General features: G+C 65.6%; 15 protein-coding genes and 1 riboswitch. Of the genes, 10 read left to right on the top strand and 5 right to left on the bottom strand.

The genetic code is table 11. The features are described 5' to 3' along the window. Positions 1-7: 7 nt before the first annotated feature. Positions 8-1,609, bottom strand: coding sequence for an MASE1 domain-containing sensor histidine kinase (locus NDK18_RS02425; protein ID WP_250622704.1), 1,602 nt, complete (start codon positions 1,607-1,609; stop codon positions 8-10). A 58-nt stretch (positions 1,610-1,667) separates the two neighbouring features. Between NDK18_RS02425 and NDK18_RS02420 the strand changes: the two genes are divergently transcribed. Further along, positions 1,668-2,294: a response regulator transcription factor gene (locus NDK18_RS02420; protein WP_250622705.1), complete on the top strand. Its 627-nt coding sequence runs from the start codon at positions 1,668-1,670 to the stop codon at positions 2,292-2,294. On the opposite strand, the gene recN is transcribed toward NDK18_RS02420, so the two are convergent. Then, the gene (recN, locus tag NDK18_RS02415) at positions 2,291-3,958 is read right to left on the bottom strand and encodes a DNA repair protein RecN (protein ID WP_250626994.1); all 1,668 of its coding nucleotides are present in this window, start codon (positions 3,956-3,958) and stop codon (positions 2,291-2,293) included. The two genes, NDK18_RS02420 and recN, sit on opposite strands and share 4 nt — an antisense overlap. Before the next feature lie 169 nt (positions 3,959-4,127). On the opposite strand from recN, the gene hrcA reads away from it, so the two are divergent. The 6 genes from hrcA (at position 4,128) to NDK18_RS02385 (ending at position 11,213) form a co-directional block, all read left to right on the top strand. Then, positions 4,128-5,183 (top strand): heat-inducible transcriptional repressor HrcA, encoded by a 1,056-nt coding sequence (hrcA, locus tag NDK18_RS02410; protein ID WP_250624391.1) that lies wholly within the window; start codon positions 4,128-4,130, stop codon positions 5,181-5,183. Positions 5,184-5,268: 85 nt separating this feature from the next. Next, positions 5,269-5,814 carry a nucleotide exchange factor GrpE gene (gene grpE / locus NDK18_RS02405; RefSeq protein WP_250622707.1) on the top strand — a complete coding sequence of 182 codons (546 nt, stop codon included), beginning with the start codon at positions 5,269-5,271 and terminating at the stop codon, positions 5,812-5,814. A gap of 120 nt (positions 5,815-5,934) precedes the next feature. Next, the gene (gene dnaK, locus NDK18_RS02400; protein WP_250622708.1) at positions 5,935-7,854 is read left to right on the top strand and encodes a molecular chaperone DnaK; all 1,920 of its coding nucleotides are present in this window, start codon (positions 5,935-5,937) and stop codon (positions 7,852-7,854) included. Positions 7,855-7,970: 116 nt separating this feature from the next. Then, positions 7,971-9,089, top strand: coding sequence for a molecular chaperone DnaJ (gene dnaJ / locus NDK18_RS02395; protein ID WP_250622709.1), 1,119 nt, complete (start codon positions 7,971-7,973; stop codon positions 9,087-9,089). Positions 9,090-9,151: 62 nt separating this feature from the next. Continuing rightward, positions 9,152-9,946, top strand: coding sequence for a 4-hydroxy-tetrahydrodipicolinate reductase (dapB, locus tag NDK18_RS02390; protein ID WP_250622710.1), 795 nt, complete (start codon positions 9,152-9,154; stop codon positions 9,944-9,946). Between the two features lie 52 nt (positions 9,947-9,998). Further along, a riboswitch (yybP-ykoY riboswitch) is annotated at positions 9,999-10,100 on the top strand. A gap of 108 nt (positions 10,101-10,208) precedes the next feature. Further along, a complete protein-coding gene (locus NDK18_RS02385) occupies positions 10,209-11,213 on the top strand; it encodes a sodium:calcium antiporter (RefSeq protein WP_250626993.1) in 1,005 nt (334 codons plus the stop codon). 3 nt (positions 11,214-11,216) lie between these two features. Here NDK18_RS02385 and NDK18_RS02380 read toward each other — a convergent pair whose 3' ends face one another. Further along, positions 11,217-11,909 (bottom strand): 2OG-Fe(II) oxygenase, encoded by a 693-nt coding sequence (locus NDK18_RS02380; RefSeq protein WP_250626992.1) that lies wholly within the window; start codon positions 11,907-11,909, stop codon positions 11,217-11,219. Positions 11,910-12,096: 187 nt separating this feature from the next. On the opposite strand from NDK18_RS02380, the gene carA reads away from it, so the two are divergent. Genes carA through greA form a run of 3 tightly spaced genes read left to right on the top strand, consistent with a single transcriptional unit; the run spans position 12,097 to position 17,003 of the window. Further along, on the top strand, positions 12,097-13,239 hold the full coding sequence (carA, locus tag NDK18_RS02375; RefSeq protein ID WP_250622713.1) for a glutamine-hydrolyzing carbamoyl-phosphate synthase small subunit: 1,143 nt from the start codon (positions 12,097-12,099) through the stop codon (positions 13,237-13,239). A 60-nt stretch (positions 13,240-13,299) separates the two neighbouring features. Next, positions 13,300-16,527, top strand: a complete 3,228-nt coding sequence (gene carB / locus NDK18_RS02370; RefSeq protein WP_250622714.1) for a carbamoyl-phosphate synthase large subunit — start codon at positions 13,300-13,302, stop codon at positions 16,525-16,527. After that, complete coding sequence (gene greA, locus NDK18_RS02365; RefSeq protein WP_250626991.1) at positions 16,524-17,003, top strand: transcription elongation factor GreA; 480 nt, start codon at positions 16,524-16,526, stop codon at positions 17,001-17,003. The genes carB and greA overlap by 4 nt, the downstream gene beginning before the upstream one ends. Before the next feature lie 724 nt (positions 17,004-17,727). Here the strand turns inward: greA and ykgO are convergent. Both ykgO and NDK18_RS02355 read right to left on the bottom strand, forming a co-directional pair. Next, positions 17,728-17,853 (bottom strand): type B 50S ribosomal protein L36, encoded by a 126-nt coding sequence (gene ykgO / locus NDK18_RS02360; RefSeq protein ID WP_250622716.1) that lies wholly within the window; start codon positions 17,851-17,853, stop codon positions 17,728-17,730. A gap of 60 nt (positions 17,854-17,913) precedes the next feature. Further along, positions 17,914-18,828, bottom strand: a complete 915-nt coding sequence (locus NDK18_RS02355) for a LysR family transcriptional regulator (protein ID WP_250622717.1) — start codon at positions 18,826-18,828, stop codon at positions 17,914-17,916. Positions 18,829-18,972 lie beyond the last annotated feature (144 nt).

Raw genomic sequence — 18,972 nt, 5'->3', positions numbered from 1 at the left:
GTTTTTCCTACACGAGACTGTCCGGCGCCGGCTTCACGTTGACGCCGTCGCTCCGCAGCAAAACCTTGAAATGCAAGCCTTTAACTGAAGGCTGAATGCGGAAGCTGCCACTGAGCGCGGTAATCCGGTCGCGCATGCCTTTCAGGCCGCGGCCGCCCGTGAAGACCGGTTCTGCTGGTAGGCCGTCTCCGTCGTCCTGAACGCTCAAAAGGGCTAGCGTGCTTCCGGATCGCTGACCAATGCGCAGGCGCACCAGCAGGTTTTGGGCGTGCGAATGCCTGACCACGTTGGTGGCGCTCTCCTGGACGATGCGGTAGATCGCGGTGCGGGTGTCGTCGTCGAGGGTGCGGGGGTCGCCCACCATGTCGAAGTGATAGGCGACGCCTGCGGCGGCCAGCATGTCTCGCAGCGGGCCTTCGTCCAGGGCACGGTCCAGGCCAAATTCGTCCAGGACCGAAGGCCGCAGGCTGTCGAGCATGCGGTGCAGGGCGCGGCGCATGAAGCCCAGGATGCCGTTGATCGAGGTGCTGATGTCGTCCAGCCCCGCATCACGCAAGCGGCCCTGGGCAAGCTTCAGATGGGTCTGGATGGCGGTGAGGTTCTGGCCCAGCTCATCGTGCAGTTCCCGAGCCATGTGCCGGCGCTGGGTTTCTTCTGCCTGCAGGTTGCCGCGCGCGGCGTCCCGGAGCTGCCGGGCGAGTTTGTCCAGACGGCGGTTGGCCTCGGCCAGGTGGGAGTTCTGCTGGGCCACGCGTTCGCTGCTGTGGCGCAAGGCGTCGGTGGCGGCGCCTAGCATCAGCGTACCGGTGCCCGCCACCGCGATGAACAGGTGGGCCGCCGCCGTGGGGGCGCCAAGCCCGGTCATGCTCTCGGTGAGGTTCAGGCCGACGCTGATGATCAGCATCGACAGCGTGGCGCCGCGCCAGCCATGGCGGAAGGCGAAGAACAGGCCGGGGGCCAGCGACAGCACGCGGGCATATTGGGCGTGCGGGGAGTATTCGGTGAGCGTGATCAGGATCGCCAGCGCCGGCAGCAACACCAGCAGTCCGTCGATGGCGAGCGCGGCCATGGCCTGGCGGCCGGGGCGTTCGCGTACCAGCAACACCAGTACCGGCACCACCAGCAGCACGCCCAGGTAGTAACCCAACAGGTCGCTGCCGAGCGAATCGGTCAAGGCCTGGAAGGCCGATGCCGGATGCAGGGCGGCAAGGATCGTGGCATTGCCCACGGTCGCCGCCAGCGCGGTGAGCATGGCCGAAAGCAGCAGGCGGGCCACGCCATCGGGATCGTCGAGGCTCGCGTGCAGGTGGGCGCGGCGGAGCAGCCACAGGGTGAAGGCCACGATCAGGGGTTCGGGCATGTCGCCGGCGACGAAGCCGAGCACGCCGAAATGGCTTCCCGCGCGCCAGTCGCAGAACGCGCTGGCGGCAAGTTCCGCGCCGATGACCCACGGCCACGCACGGCTGCGGGAAAGCAACAGCACGCCGAAGCGGAAGCCGAAGGGTAGTACCCAATAAGGCTGGTGGCCGGGCCACAACGCCACCCAGGCAAGGAAGTAGACCAGGCCGAGGAAGGGGCCGGAGCTGGCCCAGGATCGATTCGCGTGCATGGTGGCGATCTTATGAGGATATTCGCGTCGGCGGGAGAACCTGCGTAAAGTACAAAGCATGTACAGCATCGTCCTGGTCGATGACCACGCTATCGTGCGCGAAGGGTTCAAGCGCCTCATCGACATGGAGGCAGACCTCGACGTGATCGCCGAGTGCCGCAACGCCGACGAAGCGGTGGAGGCGGTTGCCCTGCATCGGCCGGACCTCGTCGCGGTTGATCTTTCCCTGCCTGACGGTAGCGGCCTGCCGCTGATCGAGCATCTGCGCAGCGTGGCGCCGGATACTCGTATCGTGGTGCTGAGCATGCACGACGGCGAGCCCTATGTTTCCGAGGCCCTGCGCCGTGGCGCGTCGGGCTACGTCACCAAGGGCGTGGCGCCCGAGGAACTGGTGGCCGGCATGCGCGCGGTAATGCGCGGCGAGCAATACTTAAGCTCCGACCTCAAGGAGAAGCGCGCGGGACGGGCGCCGGAAACGCTCGACCCGATCAACAGGCTTACCGCCCGCGAGCGCGAGGTATTCCTGTTGCTCGCTTCGGGCAGGGCGCCCAAGCAGGTCGCCGCGGCCTTGGGGATCGGCCAGAAAACGGTTTACATCCACCGCGCCAGCGTCATGAACAAGCTGGGAGCGGGATCGGAATTGGATCTCTACCGCATGGCCAGCGAGCGGGGCCTTGCCGGCTAGCTCTTGACGCTGTCGAGCATCTGCTTGGCGTGGGCCCGGGTCTGTTTGGTGATCTCAACGCCGCCGAGCATGCGCGAGAGTTCCTCGCGGCGGCCGGCGGTGTCCAGTACGTCCACTTCCGTGCGCGTGGAGGCTCCGTCGGTGGACTTGGACACGCGCAGATGCGCGTGTCCCTGTGCCGCTACCTGCGGCAAGTGGGTGACGCAGAGCACCTGGCAACGTTCGCTCAGCGCGCGCAATTTCTGGCCGACCACTTCCGCCACGGCGCCGCCGATGCCGGTGTCCACTTCATCGAAGACCATGCAGCCGATGGTGTCGCTGCCCAGGGTGGCGACCTCGATGGCAAGGCTGATGCGCGCCAGTTCGCCGCCCGAGGCTACTTTGCGCAGAGCGCGGGGCGGCTGCCCGGGATTGGCACTGACGAGGAATTCGCAGCGCTCGCGGCCTTGCGGATCCGGATCGGTGCCGGTTTCGTCGGCCAGTTCGATGCGCAGAATGCCTCCGGCCATGCCCAGGCCTGCCATGAGCGCAGTCACTTCATCGCCCAGCCGGGTGGCCGCGGCACGGCGCGCCTTCGATAGCGAGGCGGCGGCGGCGGTCCAGGCGGCCATGTGCTTGTCGCGTTCGCGTCCGAGGTTTTCCAGGGCTTCGCCTGCGCCTTCAAGTGAGGTGAGTTCCTCGCGCAGTTCCACGGCCTTGGCGCCGAGCTCGGCCATCGGCAGGCGGTAGCGGCGGGCGAGGTCGTGCAGATGCGACAGGTGTGTCTCGCTTTCGGCGAAGCGCTCGGGGTCGAGGTCGACGTCCTGGGCGTAGCGGCCCAGGGCATCGACGGCTTCGCCGAGCTGGATCTGCGCGTTGTCGATCAGTTCCACTTGCGGCGCCAGGCGGGGGTCGATCTCTGCCAGACGTTGCAATTCCAGTTGCGCGCGCAGCAGGGCACGGCCGATCGCCAGTTCGCTCTCACCGTCGATCAGTTCGACCACGGCCGAGGCGCCCTCGGCCAGCCGCCCGGCGTTGGCCAACCGGCGATGGTTGGCTTCGAGTTCCTCGAAGGCCGCCGGATCGAGCGCCCATCGTTCAAGCTCGGCTGTTTCGTGGCCGAGTATCTCGATGCGGTGTTCGCGGTCGTCGCCGCCGGAAAGCTTCTTGATCCGTAAACCTGCATCGCGCCAGGCGCCAGCGGTGGCGGCAACCTCCGCCAGGAGCCCTTCGTTGCCGGTGTAGGCATCGAGCAGGGCGAGCTGGTGGCTGCGCGAAAGCAGCGCCTGGTGCTCGTGCTGGCCGTGGATCTCCACCAGCTGGGTGGCCAGTTCCGACAGCTGGGCCAGGCTTGCCGGCCGGCCATTGATCCACGCCCGTGAACTGCCGTCGCGGATCACCCGGCGCAACTGGCAGCCCTGGCCATCGTCCAATTCCTCCTGGCGAAGCCAGGCGAGGGCCAGGGGCAGGGCGGCGAGGTCGAATTCGGCCGACAGCTCCGCACGGTCGCTGCCGGCGCGGATCATGCCGCTGTCGGCACGCCCGCCGGCCAGCAGCATGAGCGCATCCACCAGCAGGGATTTGCCCGCGCCCGTCTCGCCACTGACCACGGTAAGTCCCGCCCCGAAGGCGATTTCCGCTTCCTCGACCACGGCAAACTGGCGAACATAGAGCGATGTCAGCATGGAGGTGGGGTGCGGCCGGTTGGGTTGCAGCGATTGTAGCTGCCTTCCCGTCGCACGGAATGCGACAATGCCGCCGCCTATTGCAAGTCTCCCGCTACGGCCTTATTGAAGCTAAGGTCAACTATTCCTTCCCATCCACCGCCAGATACCCGCCCAAACCGTGTCCACGATCCCGCCTGAAGGTACCGAACTCGATGCGCGGGCGCGCCGGCTGCTGCGGACGCTGATCGCCCAATACCTGGTGGATGGGGAACCGGTGGGTTCGCGCACTCTTTCGCGATCGTCGGGCCTGGAAGTAAGCCCCGCCACCATCCGCAACATCATGGCGGATCTGGAAGACGCAGGGCTGGTGTCCTCACCGCATACCTCCGCCGGCCGCATTCCCACGCCACGTGGCCTGCGCCTGTTCGTCGACAGCCTGATTGAACTGAAGCCGCTGCCGCGCGAGGAAATGGTCATCCTGCAGCGGCAGCTTCCGCCGCAACAGACCACCACGCGCGACCTCTTGGGTAACGTATCGAACCTGCTGTCGGCGATGACGCACTTTGCCGGCGTGGTCAGCGTGCCGCGCCAGGCCGACTTCCCGCTTCGGCACATCGATTTCGTGGCCTTGCCCGACGATCGGGTACTGGTGATCCTGCAGTTCTCCGACAACCACGTGCAGAACCGCATCGTCCAGCTCACCAAGCCGTTGTCGCCGGGCCAGCTCGAAGAGGCAGCCCAATACCTTAATCATCAGTTCGCCGGTTTCCGCATCGACGATATCCGCAGCTTCCTGCTGGGCGAGTTGCGTGCCGCCGGCAGTGAGCTGAACCGGCTGCTCACCAGCACGGTGGAGCTGGCGGCGGCGTCTTTTGCCCCTGAGGGGGCGGCCGACGTGCTGGTAACCGGTCAGACCAACCTCATGGGGTATTCGGAGCTGGCCGACATCGAGCGCCTGCGCGACCTTTTCGATGCCTTCCAGCAGAAACGCGATCTCCTGCAATTGATGGAAGTGTGCGCCAGGGCGCCTGGGGTGCGGCTTTTCATCGGCGAGGAGTCAGGTTTTTCGGCCCTCGACGGTTGCAGCGTGGTCACCGCCTCCTACGGCGCGCAGGGCCGGGTACTGGGCGCGGTGGGCGTGATCGGGCCCACTCGCATGGCCTACGAACGCGTCATTCCCGTGGTACAGGCAACGGCCAGTTTGCTCTCCGATGCCTTGAATCGGGCCGCGACGGCCTCATAACCGCCGCGGGAGGCGGTTTTTACCGCGAATGTACACACCCGGGTGGTATTGCCCCTGGTTTTTTACGTCGACATCTGGAGTCAGCATGCAAAACACCGACCCGCACGCGCCTAACCCGGCGCCGGAAGACAGCGCGGCCACCGGCGGCGACGAGCGCAACGCCGAGATCGAGGCGCTCACCATCCGCCTGGTCCAGGCTGAAGGCGAACTGGCGCAAATGCGCGAGATCGTCCTGCGCGAGCGGGCCGAGATCGAGAACCAGCGGCGCCGCCTGCAGCGGGACCTCGACCAGGCCCGCCGCTTCGCCAACGAGAAGATCCTGGCCGACCTCCTGCCCGTGTTCGACGGACTGGACCGGGGCCTGGCGATCGAGACCGAGGACGCAGCGACGTTGCGCGAAGGCATGGAGCTCACCTTGAAGTCGCTGGACAAGCTCGGCCAGACCCATGGCCTGAAGGTGATCGATCCCCTCCACCAGCCCTTCAACCCGGACCACCACCAGGCCATGAGCATGGTCCAGTCGCGTGAGTTCGAGCCCAATACGGTGGTGGCGGTACTGCAGAAGGGCTTCGTGTTGAACGATCGCCTGCTGCGTCCGGCCCTGGTGGCGGTGGCGAAGGAAGCGGAATAGACCGTTTTTCCAAAGGCGCCGGCATGTCGACGCTAAAGCATTGAATCGAGGGGCTCGGGCCCCACTTATTTGACCTAGTCGCGGCCGCGGGGGCCGCCTTGAAATCCGGAGCAACGAAACATGGGCAAGATCATCGGTATCGACCTTGGTACGACCAACTCCTGCGTCGCCGTCATGGACGGCTCGACCGCACGAGTGATCGAGAATTCCGAAGGCGACCGCACCACGCCGTCCATCGTGGCCTTTACCAAGGACGGCGAAGTGCTGGTAGGCGCACCGGCCAAGCGCCAGAGCGTGACCAACCCCAAGAATACCTTCTACGCGGTGAAGCGCCTGATCGGCCGCAAGTTCACCGACGCTGAAGTGCAGAAAGACCTCGACATCGTTCCCTACGGCATCGCCGCGCACGACAACGGTGACGCCTGGGTGCAGACCGGCGACGGCAAGAGGATGGCGCCGCAGGAGATCTCGGCCAAAGTGCTGATGAAGATGAAGAAGACCGCCGAGGACTATCTCGGTGAGGCGGTCACCGAAGCGGTGATCACGGTACCTGCCTACTTCAACGACAGCCAGCGCCAGGCCACCAAGGACGCCGGCAAGATCGCCGGCCTCGACGTCAAGCGCATCATCAACGAGCCCACCGCCGCGGCGCTTGCCTATGGCCTGGACAAGAAGGGCGCCGACCGCAAGATCGCCGTGTACGACCTGGGCGGCGGCACGTTCGACGTGTCCATCATCGAGATCGCCGAAGTCGATGGCGAGAAGCAGTTCGAAGTGCTTGCCACCAACGGCGACACCTTCCTGGGTGGCGAAGATTTCGACAAGCGCGTCATCGACTACCTTGTGGATGAATTCAACAAAGAGCAGGGCATCGACCTGCGCAAGGACCACCTTGCCCTGCAGCGCCTGAAGGACGCCGCCGAGCGTGCGAAGATCGAACTGTCTTCCTCGCACCAGACCGACGTGAACCTGCCTTACGTCACGGCTGATGCGTCGGGTCCGAAGCACCTGAACATCAAGCTCACCCGCGCCAAGCTCGAAGCGCTGGTCGAAGACCTCGTCAAGCGCACCATCGATCCGTGCCGCACCGCCCTGAACGATGCGGGCCTGCGCGTCTCGGACATCGACGAAGTGCTGCTGGTCGGCGGCCAGACCCGCATGCCCAAGGTGCAGGAAGCGGTCAAGGACTTCTTCGGCAAGGAACCGCGCAAAGACGTCAACGCCGATGAAGCCGTCGCCGTGGGCGCGGCCATCCAGGGCGGCGTGTTGGGCGGCACGGTGAAGGATGTGTTGCTGCTTGACGTCACCCCGCTGTCGCTGGGCATCGAGACCATGGGCGGCGTGTTCACCAAGCTGATCGAGAAGAACACCACGATCCCGACCAAGGCCTCGCAGACCTTCTCCACCGCCGACGACAACCAGACTGCCGTGACTGTGCACGTGCTGCAGGGCGAGCGCGACCAGGCCCGCTTCAACAAGTCACTTGCCAAGTTCGACCTGGCCGGCATCGACTCGGCCCCGCGTGGCCAGCCGCAGATCGACGTCACCTTCGACATCGATGCCAACGGCATCCTGCACGTGTCCGCCAAGGACAAGAAGACCGGCAAGGAACAGCGCGTGGAGATCAAGTCCGGTTCCGGCTTGTCCGACGATGAGATCCAGCGCATGGTGGCCGACGCCGAAGCCAACCGCGAGGAAGACCGCAAGTTCCAGGAACTGGTGGGCACGCGCAACAAGGCCGATCAGCTGGTGCATGCCACGCGCAGCGCGTTGAAGGAACATGGCGGCAAGATCCCGGCCGACCAGCTCGCCGGCATCGACAGCGCCGTGTCCGACCTTGAGAAAGCCAAGGAAGGTGACGACAAGAACCTGATCGAGTCGAAGATCACCGCGCTTGAGCAGGTGGCCCAGGCGCTTTACGCCGCGGCCCAGGCCGGCCCCACGCCTGAGTCGGCCCAGTCGGCCCCGGGTGGTGGTTCGGCCCAGCCCGACGATGTGGTCGACGCTGAATTTACCGAAGTCAAAGACGACAAGAAGTAAGCAGCACCCCAGGCGGACGGTGAGTGATCGCCGTCCGCCGATCCGTTTATGATTCGCCGCCTTTTCGCACCTTGCGGCACTGACCGGCGCATTGGCGCACATGGATTACCGAACCAATGAGCAAGCGTGACTACTACGAAGTGCTGAGTGTCGAGCGCACGGTGAATGAAGCCGAGCTCAAGAAGGCATTTCGTCGCGTGGCCATGAAGTGCCATCCCGACCGCTGCCCGGACGATCCGCACGCCCAGGAAAAGTTCAAGGAGGCCAAGGAGGCCTACGAAGTACTCTCCGACGCGCAGAAGCGTTCGATGTACGACCAGCATGGACATGCGGCCTTCGAAAACGGCTTCGGCCGTGGCGGCGGCGCCGGCTTCGGTGATGTCGGCGACATCTTCGGCGATATGTTTGGCGATATCTTCGGTGGCGGGCGCCAGCGCGCGCGCCGCGGCAGCGACCTGCGCTACATGATGGACCTGGACCTCGAGGAAGCCGTGTTCGGCATCGAGAAGAAGATCCAGATCCCCACGCAGGTGAACTGCCAGCATTGCAACGGCTCAGGTTCCGAAGACGGCAAGGTCAGTACCTGCAAAACCTGCGCTGGCCACGGCCGCGTGCGCATGCAGAATGGCATCTTCTCCATCCAACAGGCCTGCCCGCATTGCGGCGGCAGTGGCCAGGCGATCGAGAAACCCTGCAAGAAGTGCCACGGCGAGGGACTGCTGCAGGAAGAGCGCACGTTGAGCGTGCGCATTCCCGCAGGTGTCGATACCGGCGATCGCATCCGCCTTACCGGCCAGGGTGAAGCCGGTCCCGCCGGGTCGCCTGCCGGCGACCTCTACGTGGAAGTGCGCGTCAAGGAACACGCCATCTTCCAGCGCGAGGGCAGCGACCTCTTCTGCGAAGTGCCGATCCGGTTCTCGCAGGCCGCCCTCGGTGCGGAGTTGCAGGTGCCCACGCTCGATGGCGAAGTGCCCATCGCGGTGCCGCCGGAAACGCAGACAGGCCATCAGTTCAAGTTGCGCGGTCGTGGCGTGAAGTCCGTCCGTGGCGGCCGCACCGGCGATCTCGTCTGCCGCGTGGTGGTGGAAACACCCGTGCGCCTGACACGCGAACAGCGCGAGTTGTTCGAGCAGCTGGAAGCCACTTTCGAAGGCGCCGAAGTGGGGCGGCATACCCCGCGGTCGAGCAATTTCATCGACGGCGTGAAGCAATTCTGGTCGCGCGTCACCTCCTGACGCGGCACACTGGACGGGTGGCGTGAGCCACCCGTTTCCATTTGGCCAGGACTCCCAAGCACATGACCCGACCGATCCGCATTGCCATCAACGGAGCCTCCGGGCGCATGGGTCGCGCCCTTGTAGGTCTGGTGGGCCCGGACGACCGCTTCGAACTGGCGCGTGCGATGGTGACGGCGGGTTCGCCGCACGAAGGCAAGCCCGTGCGCGATCCAGGCACCGGCTTGCGCTATGTCAGCGACTGGCATGACGCCACGGGCATCGACATCGTGGTGGACTTCAGCGGCCCGGCGGGGCTCGCCTCGGCGCTGGATCATTGCCAGGCCCATGGGATTCCCCTGGTGACAGGCACCACCGGCATCGATGCCGCCCTGGAAGCACGTCTGGTGCGGGCAGCCGAACGCATCGCGGTTCTCCGCGCGGCGAATTTCAGCCTTGGCATCGCGGTGCTCACGCGGCTGCTGAAGGAAGCGGCGGCCGCCTTGCCCGACTGGGACCTGGACATCGTCGAGGCGCATCACGGACGCAAGGAAGATGCGCCTTCCGGTACCGCCCTGGCGCTGGGGGAAGCCGCCGCAGGCGCGCGCGGTACCACCCTGGCCGATGCCGCGGTGTATGCGCGCGAAGGCCGCCCAGGCGCGCGCAAGGGCGGCACGATCGGCTTTGCCGTGGTCCGCGGCGGCGACATCGTGGGTGAGCACACCGCCTGGCTGATGTCCGGCGGCGAGCGCCTGGAACTGGGTCACCGCGCCACCGACCGGGCAATCTTCGCCCGTGGCGCCCTGGAAGCGGCCAAGTGGCTGACCGGGCGTGCCCCCGGGGCCTGGACCATCGACCACGTCATCGGCGGCGGCTGATCGCGTAGCGCGTCCTGCGGTTGCCTCGGGCAACCATCCCCGCTAACCTTCCCCCGATGTCATTGGGGAGTAGCCATCCTCGTTCCCCCTGAGGAGTTCGCGTCAACACACTTGCGGCTTGCCGCATGGCGCGAACAGCAGTTGCCGGTTGCCCGGCAACCCGCCCGGCGAGACCTTTGGCCATCGACGTGTTCACCCGTGCCGGGCGAGCCGCGTCGTTGTGCCATTGGTTCTTACGGTCCGCCCGGCGAAGTCGAATTCCATGCTGATGACCCTCGCGCTCTTCCTCGGCGCCGCCGTGGCGATCTATCTCGCCTGCGAATACTTCGTCAACGGCATCGAATGGTTCGGGCGCAAATTGAAGCTCGGGGCGACGGCCACCGGCACCGTGCTTGCCGCGTTCGGCACTGCCTTGCCCGAGAGTGCGGTCACCTTCGTGGCCGTGGTCTTCGGCAAGACGCCCGAAGCCCGTGACATCGGTGTTGGCGCCGCCCTGGGCGGCCCGCTGGTGCTGGCCACCATCGCCTACGCGGTCGTGGGCATTTCGCTGTGGAGCTGCCGCCGCAAGCTCGCCCGTGCCGATCAGGTACTGCGCGTGGACAGCCGCCGCCTGGCGCGCGACCAGTCGTGGTTCCTGGCAATCTTCATCGTCAAATGCGGCCTGGGCCTGGTGGCCTTCGCCATCAAGCCATGGCTGGGCGTGGTGTTCCTGGCGGCCTATGCGGCCTATGTGTGGCGCGAGATGCGCGACGACGACACGGCGCCGGAAGACGAAGAACTGGAGCCGCTGAAATTCCGTCCACGCGATGACGATCCGTCCATGGCCTGGGTGGCGTTCCAGGCGGGGCTCGCGCTCACCGTGATCGCCATCGCATCGCGCGTGTTCGTCGGCCAGCTCGAGGCCATCGGCGAAGCCTTGCATCTTTCGCCCCACCTGGTGGCGCTGGTCCTGAGCCCCGTGGCCACCGAGCTTCCTGAAACGGTCAACGCGGTGATCTGGGTGCGGCAGGGCAAGGAGCGCCTGGCGCTTGCCAATATTTCCGGCGCGATGATGATCCAGGCGACCATCCCCAGTTCCCTTGCCCTGTTCGCCACGCCCTGGCTGTTCGACGTGCCGCTGATGGCGGCAGGCGTGGTGACCATGATCGCGGTGATCGCCCTGTGGGTGATGTTCCGGCGCGGCGCGGTCAATGCCCGGTGGCTGGTGCCGGTGGGCCTTCTTTACGGTGTGTTTGCCGTCTTCGCCGGCTGGTATCTATCGCGCTGAGGATCAGTCCGGGTGCGAGGCGTTGCGGCCGCGCCCGGCGCCGACCTTCTTGTCCAGCGAGCCGAAGATCTTCTTCAGTACCCGGCTGAACTTGCCGCGTTTGGTCTTGCGGAGTTTTTCTTCCTCGCTGGTGAGCCACGCCACCTGGATCACGCGGCGCTCGCCCTCGTAGGGCAGGTGGCCGTGGAAGGAGTTTTCCGCCCGCTTGAACACGGCGAATTCGCCGTAGAGCGGTTTGAGCTCCGGCGAAACCATGCTGTCGATGTCGTCGATCTTGCCAAGGAAACGCAGGCAGCCATCGCTGGTGTCCGGCCATTGCGCGTTGAGGTAGATGAGCGCGGTGGCGACCTTGCTTTTCGAATCGGTGTGGATGGTGCCGTGGCGCTTGTTCAGCAGCCGGCACAGGGTGACCAGGGTGGGGTAATGGCCCAGGTTGTCTATCCCCAGGCGCTTGCCGATGGCATTGGCGAAATCACCCGAGGTCATGCGGTCGATCAGCGCATTGACCGAGGGGCCGCAGTCGCTGGCGTCATAAGGGAAGAACCCGGCGCTGGAGTACCGGGGGAAGTCCCGGTCGAGCTCGCCGCGGGCTTCTTCGGGCAGCTGGCCGTGGGCAATCATGAACGGAAACGGGTCGTGCCGCAGCGTCGTATCGGGACGATCCAGACGGGCAGGGTCGAGCAGGATGGCGTTCATCTAGGTACCGGCAGTGCGCTTCGGACGCATTGTACCGCCAGCGGCGGCCGCGCAAGCGGGTTCAGCGCGGTGGACAGAAATGGGCCGGGAACGTATCATTTGCACCCGCCCAAGCAACATCCTTCCCCAGGTCCTCGAGCCGCCCCAGGCAGGCTTGCGGACCTTGCTGCACCTAAAAGGCGGTCCCATGCTCACTCCCGCTCTGCTTGCCCTCGAAGATGGCAGCATTTTTCACGGCCATGCCGTCGGCGCCCTTGGCGAGACGGTCGGGGAGGTGGTTTTCAATACCGCCATGACGGGCTACCAGGAGATCCTCACCGATCCCTCCTATGCCCAGCAGATCGTCACCCTGACCTATCCCCACATCGGCAACACCGGCGTGAACGAGGTCGATGCCGAATCCGACCGCGTGCACGCCGCCGGCCTGATCGTTCGCGACGTACCTCGCCTGGCCAGCAACTGGCGGAGCGAGGAAAGCCTGCCCTCGTACCTGGCCCGCAACAACATCGTGGCCATCGCCGGCATCGACACCCGCCGCCTTACCCGCATCCTGCGCGAGAAGGGCGCCCTGGCTGGCGCCATCGTTGCCGGTGACGCCATCGACGCCGATGCCGCCCTGGCCAAGGCGCGCGCCTTCCCGGGTCTCAACGGCCTGGACCTGGCCAAGGTGGTCAGCACGAAGAACCGCTTCACCTGGACCGATGGCCACTACGACCTGGACGCCACCGCCTTCCACAGCGTGCCTTCGCGCCTGAAGGTCGTGGCCTGGGACTTCGGCACCAAGCGCCAGATCCTGCGCCTTTTGGCCGCGCGCGGTTGCGAGGTCACCGTGGTGCCGGCGCAAACACCGGCATCCGAGGTGCTGGCCATGCAGCCCGATGGCGTGTTCCTGTCCAACGGCCCGGGCGATCCGGCAGCCTGCGATTACGCGATCGAGGCCACGCGCCAGGTGCTCGACGCCCGCGTGCCCACTTTCGGCATCTGCCTTGGGCACCAGGTCATGGGCCTGGCCATCGGTGCGAAGACGCTGAAAATGAAGTTCGGCCACCACGGCGCCAACCATCCGGTGAAGGACCACGATGACGGCCGCGTGCTGATCACCTCGCAGAACCATGGCTTCGCGGTGGACGCTTCCACCTTGCCGCCGCATGCCAAGGTCACCCACACCTCGCTGTTCGATGGCTCGCTCCAGGGCTTCGCGCTCACCGACCGCCCGGCCTTCTGCTTCCAGGGCCATCCGGAAGCGGCGCCGGGCCCGCACGACCTGGGTTACCTCTTCGACCGATTCATTGACCTGATGGACAAGGCCAAGCGCGAGAAAGCCGGATAAGACGCAACCGCGCACCGTCCCGCCAAGCCACCGCCACCACGCCCGGAGATACAGCACACCATGCCTAAGCGCCACGACATCAAGACCATCCTCATCATCGGCGCCGGCCCCATCGTGATCGGCCAGGCCTGTGAGTTCGACTACTCCGGCGCACAGGCCTGCAAGGCGCTGAAGGAGGAAGGTTTCCGCGTGGTGCTGGTGAACTCCAACCCCGCCACCATCATGACCGACCCCGACACCGCGGACGCGGTGTACATCGAGCCGATCAACTGGCAGACGGTCGAGCGCATCATCGAGAAGGAACGCCCGGACGCGGTGCTTCCCACCATGGGCGGCCAGACGGGCCTGAACTGCGCGCTGGATCTTGCCGACCACGGCGTGCTCGACAAGTACAACGTCGAACTGATCGGCGCTTCGCGCGAAGCCATCCGCATGGCTGAGGACCGCGACCTGTTCCGCCACGCCATGGCCGATATCGGCCTGGACTGCCCCAAGGCTGGCGTCGCCCGCTCGATCGAGCAGGCGCACGAGATCCAGGCCACTGTGGGCTTTCCCACCATCATCCGTCCGAGCTTCACCCTGGGTGGTTCCGGTGGTGGCATCGCCTACAACCGCGAGGAATTCATCGAGATCGTCGGCCGCGGCCTGGAACTCTCGCCCGTGCACGAAGTGCTGGTGGAGGAGTCGGTCCTGGGCTGGAAGGAGTTCGAGATGGAAGTGGTCCGCGACAAGGCGGACAACTGCATCATCGTGTGCTCGATCGAGAACTTCGATCCGATGGGCGTGCACACCGGCGATTCCATCACCGTAGCTCCTGCGCAGACGCTCACCGACAAGGAGTACCAGCGCCTGCGCGATGCCTCCATCGCGGTGCTGCGCAAGATCGGCGTGGATACCGGCGGCTCCAATGTGCAGTTCGGCATCAACGCCCGCGATGGCCGCGTGGTGGTGATCGAAATGAACCCGCGCGTATCGCGCTCATCCGCGCTGGCGTCCAAGGCCACCGGTTTCCCGATCGCCAAGATCGCGGCCAAGCTTGCGGTGGGTTACACGCTCGATGAACTGAAGAACGACATCACCGGTGGCCTAACCCCGGCGTCGTTCGAGCCGAGCATCGACTACGTCGTCACCAAGATCCCGCGCTTTGCCTTCGAGAAATTCCCCGCCGCCGATGCCCGCCTGACCACCCAGATGAAGTCGGTGGGCGAGGTGATGGCCATGGGCCGCAGCTTCTCCGAGTCGCTGCAAAAGGCGCTTCGCGGCCTGGAGATCGGCAAGACGGGCCTGAACCCCACGGGCCTGGATATCGGCAGCGAGGAAGGCTTCCTCACCTTGAAGCGCGAACTGCGCGAACCGCGCCCGGATCGCGTGTTCCACGTGGCCGACGCCTTCCGTGCCGGCCTGTCGCTGCAGGAAGTGCACGAGCTCACCCACATCGACCCATGGTTCCTCGCCGCTTTCGAGGACATCGTGATGACCGAGGGCGAAGTGCAGCGCCTTGGCGTATCCAGCCTCGACGCGCCGCGCATGCGTGAGCTCAAGCGCATGGGCTTCTCTGACGCGCGCCTGGCAGAACTGGTCGATGGTGACGAAAACACCATGCGCCACCTGCGCCATACCCTGGGCGTGCGCCCGGTGTACAAGCGCGTGGATTCCTGCGCTGCTGAATTCGCCACCACTACCGCGTACATGTATTCCACCTACGAGGAGGAATGCGAGGCGCAGCCCACCAACCGCGACAAGATCATCGTGCTCGGCGGCGGTCCGAACCGCATCGGCCAGGGCATCGAGTTCGACTACTGCTGCGTGCATGCGTCGCTGGCGCTGCGTGAAGATGGTTTCGAAACCATCATGATCAACTGCAACCCCGAGACGGTCTCCACCGATTACGACACCTCCGACCGCCTGTACTTCGAGCCGCTTACGCTCGAAGACGTGCTGGAGATCGTGGATCTTGAAAAGCCCAAGGGCATCATTGTGCAGTACGGCGGACAGACTCCGCTGAAGCTCGCCCGTGCGCTCGAAGCCGCCGGCGCCCCGGTGATCGGCACCAGCCCCGATTCGATTGACCTCGCCGAAGACCGCGAACGCTTCCAGCAATTGATCGAGCGCATAAAGCTGCGCCAGCCGCCCAACCGCACCGCCCGCCATGCCGAAGAAGCGCTGGCCCTGGCCCGCGAGATCGGCTATCCGATGGTGGTGCGCCCAAGCTACGTGCTCGGTGGTCGTGCGATGGAGATCGTCTACAGCGACGCTGATCTCTCGCGCTACATCCGCGATGCGGTGAAGGTCTCCAACGACTCCCCGGTGCTGCTGGACCGCTTCCTCGACCACGCGGTGGAGGTGGACGTCGACATCGTTGCCGACGCCGACGGCAATGTGCTGGTCGGCGGCATCATGGAGCACATCGAGGAAGCCGGCGTGCACTCGGGCGATTCGTCGTGCTCGTTGCCCGCCTATTCGCTCAGCCAGGAAGTACAGGATGAAATGCGTCGCCAGGTGAAGCTGCTGGCGAAGGAACTGAAGGTCGTTGGCCTGATGAACACCCAGTTCGCCATTCAGGGCGATGAAGTATTCATCCTGGAAGTGAACCCGCGCGCCTCGCGCACGGTGCCGTTCGTCTGCAAGGCCACCGGTGTGTCGCTGGCCAAGATCGCCGCCCGGGCGATGGCCGGCCGTTCACTTATCGACCAGGGCACCTTGCGCGAAGTCATCCCCAGCTACTACTCGGTGAAGGAAGCGATCTTCCCGTTCCTGAAGTTCCAGAATGTCGACCCGATCCTCGGCCCCGAGATGCGCTCGACGGGCGAGGTCATGGGCGTGGGCCGCACCTTCGGCGCCGCCTTCGCGCGTGGTCACGAGGCCGCGGGCATCCGCGAGCCCGCCGTCGGCAAGGTCTTCCTTTCCGTGCGCGATGCCGACAAGGATCGCCTGCTGCCGATCGCCCAGGAACTCATCCGCCGCGGCTTCACCCTGGTGGCGACGCAAGGTACGGCATCGTTCCTCTCGTCCCATGATGTTTCTTGCGAGCGCATCAACAAGGTGCTCGAGGGCCGGCCGCACATCGTCGACCTTATCAAGAACGGCGAGATCGTCTATATCGTCAATACGACGGAGGGCAAGCAGGCCATCTCCGATTCGTTCTCCATCCGGCGCGAGGCCCTGCAGCACCGCGTCACCTATTCAACCACCGTGGCGGGCGCGCGCGCACTGGTGCACTCGCTGGACTTCCACGGTGCCGGCAGCGTGCACAGCCTGCAGGAACTGCACAAGGAACTGAACGCATGAGTCGTGCACCGATGACCAAGAAGGGCGCCGAGCGCCTGCGCGCGGAGCTGGAGCGACTGAAGTCTGTCGACCGCCCGCGCATCATCGCGGCCATCGCCGAGGCCCGCGCTCACGGCGACCTGAAGGAAAACGCCGAGTACCACGCCGCCCGCGAACAACAAAGCTTCTGCGAGGGCCGCATCAACGAATTGGAAGCCGCACTCTCCACCGCCGAGGTCTTCGACACTTCGCGCCTCTCGGCCGGCAGCCGCGTCGTCTTCGGCGCCATCGTCGACCTCGAAGACGAAGACTCCGGGGACGCCGTGACCTACCAAATCGTCGGCGACCTCGAAGCCGACATCAAACAGCGCCTGATCGCCGTGTCCTCACCGATCGCCCGCGCACTGATCGGCAAGAGCGAAGGCGACAACTTCGAATTCACCGCCCCGAACGGCGTGAAGCGCTACGAGATCACTGGCGTTCGCTACGAGACCTGACGCTTTCGGGCGTGGCGTGGCGTGGCGAGCGGGCGGGGCCCAGCGGCGGCACTCCGGGCTGCGGCGACCCTCGGGAGCTGCGCCCCCATCGGGGCGGGCTACGGCCGGGGGTTTTCGATTCGCCATCCTGGCTCAGCGAAAACGGCCGGCCATCCATGGCCGGCCCCCTGCGGGCCTTTTCCGACCGAAGCCCTTCGCCTACGCACGGAGCGCTGCCGCTGGGCGCCGCCCACTCGCCCCACCACGCCCGAACGGTGAGGTTCGCGAGGAGAGGGCACGATGGACACAGCCACTCAGTCAGGGCCGCGTGGGGCCTGACGGTATGCACGTACGGCTCGCATCGCGCCACCGCCCCACAGCTCCCCGTCAGAGTCTCGGGCATCGTGTCCAGAGCCGGGGGCGATCAGCCTCGTCGGCGACTTGTGGAACCGAGCGGTGCGGGCGGAACAGGCCCGAAGGGGGTCGGCTTCAGCCGGCCGTTTTCGCGAAGGCCGCAGGCCGCCTCGAAAACCCCCGCCCGCAGCGCGGGCGCGCCGGGGCGCAGCCATAAGAAAAAGCCGCGCAGCGGCCTCTTCTCCCAAGCGCCGGTGTAACCGGAGCGACGAGGCTGATCGCCCCCGGCTCCTGCGACCACGCCCGAGCACCGCTTTCATCGCGATGCCGAAGGCGAGCCGAAAAAAAAGACCGCCGGAGCGGTCTTCCTTCGTTCGCCGCTGCTGGTGGATCAGCGCTGGCGAGCCTTGAAGCGCGGGTTGCTCTTGCAGATTACGAACGTTTTGCCGCGACGACGGACGACCTTGCAGTCACGGTGCCGCAGCTTGGCGGACTTCAGGGATGACAGCACCTTCACGGCAAGCTCCTGGGAAACTTATGGACAATGGAAAACCGGAATTATAGCCACGTTGTGCCGTCAGGGCAAGCCAAGTGACTGTTTCGATGCGGCAACCGTGCGTAGGAAGGCGTCCAGGGCCGGTGAAGGGTCGTCGGCGCGGCTGGCCACCGCCAGCAATAGCCAGGCGTCGGCGTCGTCCACTGGTACGAAACTCACGCCGGACAGTCGTACGGCGCACAGGGAGACGGGGACCAGGGCCAGTCCTAGCCCTGCGGCCACCAGCGACAGCAGGGAGCTTACCTGCTGGCTGATCTGCCGCACTTCCGGCTGGAAGCCGGCTTTGGTGCACAGGTGCATCAGGCGGTCATACAACGTGACGGCCAGCTTCCGGGGCTGGGCCAGGAATGTTTCGTCGGCCAGTTGGCGCATCCGCAGCGATGCCTTGCCGGCCAGCGGGTGGGCGGCGGGCAGGGCTACTACCAGGCGTTCCTGGTCGACCACGTCCAGACGGAAGGCCTTTGCCTGCAGGGCTGTACGCGGGGCGCCACGAAGGAATCCGACGTCGATGTCGCCATTGGCCAGGGCGTCGTATTGCTCGGTGGTGTACATCTCGCTTAAGGCCAGGCGGACCCCGGGGGTCTCCTGACGGAAGCGGAGCAGGGCCTCGGGCAGGGCGGGGTGGAAGGACACCGATACGGCGTAGGCCAGCCGCAGTTGCCCGGAAAAGCCGGCAGCGGCGTCAGTGACCACGCGCCGCGCCGTTTCGGCCTGCGCCAGCAACTTCCGGGCTTCCACCAGGAACAGTCGTCCGGGCTCGGTCAGTGCCACGCGGCGGCGAGTACGGTCGAACAGTCGTACGTCCAGCCCCGCCTCAAGTGCCTGGATCTGCTGCGAAAGCGGCGGCTGGGACATGTGCAGCGCCTGGGCGGCGCGGGTGAAGCTCAGGGTGTCGGCCACGGCGACGAAATAGCGGAGCTGGCGCAGGTCGAACATAGTCGATTACCGAATAAGTACCAATCACAATATATATTGGCGCTTATCAAACCGTAAGCCCATAATCCGCCTGCTCGCCACCAACCCCTCCCCCTGGGTCGGCGGGCCCTTCGCTCCGCAGCGGCGCTGTTTTTAGCGACATCT

It is taken from the genome of Pinirhizobacter soli (genome assembly GCF_015905305.1).
Lineage (GTDB): Bacteria > Pseudomonadota > Gammaproteobacteria > Xanthomonadales > Rhodanobacteraceae > Pinirhizobacter > Pinirhizobacter soli.
Note: the sequence above shows the minus strand (reverse complement) of the source record. Positions and strands in the feature narration are given on the sequence as shown.